This is a genomic window from Phaeobacter sp. JH20_37 (genome assembly GCF_048056015.1).
In the GTDB taxonomy this organism is placed as follows: Bacteria; Pseudomonadota; Alphaproteobacteria; order Rhodobacterales; family Rhodobacteraceae; genus Phaeobacter; species Phaeobacter bryozoorum.
Genome location: NZ_JAYMWW010000019.1, coordinates 1 through 3,089, shown reverse-complemented (window position 1 = coordinate 3,089; position 3,089 = coordinate 1). Strand labels below are relative to the sequence as shown.

At 52.9% G+C, this 3,089-nt stretch carries 1 rRNA gene; it reads right to left on the bottom strand.

From position 1 onward, the window contains the following. Positions 1–113 precede the first annotated feature (113 nt). A 23S ribosomal RNA gene (locus tag VWZ87_RS16665) occupies positions 114–2,987 on the bottom strand. Positions 2,988–3,089: the final 102 nt, after the last annotated feature.

Below are 3,089 nucleotides of genomic sequence, written 5' to 3'. Positions count from 1 at the left end.
AACCGAGGAAAATCCATATTGACGATCTTTGTGAGAGATCGTCGAGATACAATCGCGATGAAGTCCAAGTTTGTTTTGCTTTTGGTTCATTGTGTCACTGCCTGTTACTGGAACAGATCAAGCCTATCGGGCGATTAGTACCGGTCAACTGAATGCATTGCTGCACTTACATCTCCGGCCTATTGACGAGGTGGTCTACCTCGGCCCTCAGGGATACCTTGTTTTGAGGGGGGCTTCCCGCTTAGATGCCTTCAGCGGTTATCCTGTCCGATCATAGCTACCCTGCACTGCTGCTGGCGCAACAACAGGTCCACCAGTGGATCGTTCACCCCGGTCCTCTCGTACTAGGGGCAACTCCTCTCAAGTATCCTACACCCACGGCAGATAGGGACCGAACTGTCTCACGACGTTCTAAACCCAGCTCACGTACCTCTTTAAACGGCGAACAGCCGTACCCTTGGGACCTGCTCCAGCCCCAGGATGAGATGAGCCGACATCGAGGTGCCAAACACTGCCGTCGATATGGACTCTTGGGCAGTATCAGCCTGTTATCCCCGGCGTACCTTTTATCCGTTGAGCGATGGCCCTCCCACTTGGGACCACCGGATCACTATGGCCGACTTTCGTCTCTGCTCGACTTGTCAGTCTCGCAGTCAGGCTGGCTTCTGCCATTGCACTCAACGAGCGATTTCCGACCGCTCTGAGCCAACCTTCGCGCGCCTCCGTTACGCTTTAGGAGGCGACCGCCCCAGTCAAACTACCCGCCACGCAGGGTCCCGGATCCGGATAACGGACCGCGGTTAGATATCAAGAGTGCGAAGGGTGGTATCTCAAGGGAGGCTCCACCGGAACTAGCGTTCCGGTTTCGATGCCTACCACCTATCCTGCACATCACAATCCTGATACCAGTGCGAAGCTGTAGTAAAGGTGCACGGGGTCTTTCCGTCTAACCGCGGGAAGCCTGCATCTTGACAGGCAATTCAATTTCGCTGAGTCGATGTTGGAGACAGCGGGGAAGTCGTTACGCCATTCGTGCAGGTCGGAACTTACCCGACAAGGAATTTCGCTACCTTAGGACCGTTATAGTTACGGCCGCCGTTTACCTGGGCTTCAATTCGGAGCTCTCACCCCTCCTTTTAACCTTCAGGCACCGGGCAGGCGTCAGACCCTATACGTCGTCTTGCGACTTCGCAGAGCCCTGTGTTTTTAATAAACAGTCGCCACCCCCTGGTTTGTGCCCCCAGCTCCAAGTTGCCTTGGAACCGGGCCTCCTTCTCGCGAACTTACGGAGGTATTTTGCCGAGTTCCTTCAACATCGTTCTCTCAAGCGCCTTGGTATTCTCTACCAGTCCACCTGTGTCGGTTTAGGGTACGGTCTCATGGAGGGCTATTTCCAGGGACTGATCAGCAGCCCATTCAATCCGATAAGGATGAACTACCTTCACAATCCGTCACATCCTCCTGGCCTAGGAATATTAACCTAGTTCCCATCGGCTACGCCTTTCGGCCTCGCCTTAGGGGCCGGCTTACCCTGCTCAGATTAGCTTTAAGCAGGAACCCTTGGACTTTCGGCGAGAGTGTCTCTCACACTCTTTGTCGCTACTCATGTCATCATTCTCGCTAGTGATCTCTCCACGGGATCGCTCACGCGCCCGCTTCATCGAAAGCTCCGTGCGTCCAAGACCTTCCAGAGGAAGGTTAAAGACGCATGGAACTATGTCACACTACGCTCTGCTACCATGCACTATGTGCATCCTAAGCTTCGGCTCATGGCTTGAGCCCCGTTACATCTTCGCCGCAGGACGTCTTAATTAGACCAGTGAGCTGTTACGCTATCTTTAAAGGATGGCTGCTTCTAAGCCAACCTCCTGGTTGTTTTGGACATCCCACCTGCTTTCCCACTTAGCCATGAATTAGGGGCCTTAGCTGTAGGTCAGGGTTGTTTCCCTCTCCACTACGGACGTTAGCATCCGCAGTGTGTCTGCCATCTAGTACTCCCGGGTATTCGGAGTTTGGTTAGGATCAGTAAGCCTGTGGGGCCCCATTACCCATCCAGTGCTCTACCCCCCGGGGTATTCGGATGACGCTCTACCTAAATAGATTTCGCAGAGAACCAGCTATCTCCGAGTTTGATTGGCCTTTCACCCCTAGGCACAGCTCATCCCGATCCTTTTCAACGGATGTGGGTTCGGTCCTCCAGTGCATGTTACTGCACCTTCAACCTGGCCATGCCTAGATCACTCGGTTTCGGGTCTGATCCCACGAACTCATGCGCCCTATTAAGACTCGCTTTCGCTGCGCCTACACCTAACGGCTTAAGCTTGCTCGTGAGACCAAGTCGATGACCCATTATACAAAAGGTACGCTGTCAGCCCTCAAGGGGCCTCCAACTGATTGTAGGCGTTCGGTTTCAGGTACTGTTTCACTCCCCTCGTCGGGGTGCTTTTCACCTTTCCCTCACGGTACTGGTTCGCTATCGGTCAGTAAGGAGTACTTAGCCTTCGAAGGTGGTCCTCCGATCTTCAGACAGGATTTCACGTGTCCCGCCCTACTTAATACGTCCTATCATGCTTCATATACGGGGCTATCACCCACTATGGCTGTGCTTCCCAACACATTCTATTCACACTCAAGGCTCGGCTGGTCCCCGTTCGCTCGCCGCTACTAGGGGAGTATCATATTGATGTCCTTTCCTCCGGGTACTTAGATGTTTCAGTTCCCCGGGTTTGCTCTTAAAACCCTATGTATTCAGGTCTTAAGTACCTGATTAAGCTCATTATTGATGTCCTACCGCTTTGCTACTTGAGGACAGGCCTCTCATAGCAGACTGCAGGGTCACAATAACAAACTGTCAGGTGGGTTCCCCCATTCGGAAATTCATGGATCAAAGCCTATTCTCAGCTCCCCATGACTTATCGCAGAGTATCACGTCCTTCATCGCCTCTTACTGCCAAGGCATCCACCAAACGCCCTTCTCGCGCTTGATCTGGTCCAGAAAAAGACAGTGAACTGTCACGCCACAGAAGCTGGTAAGAAACTGTGGCCTTATTCTGAACCAAAAGCATACTTTCCCGCTCACTTCATAGAAG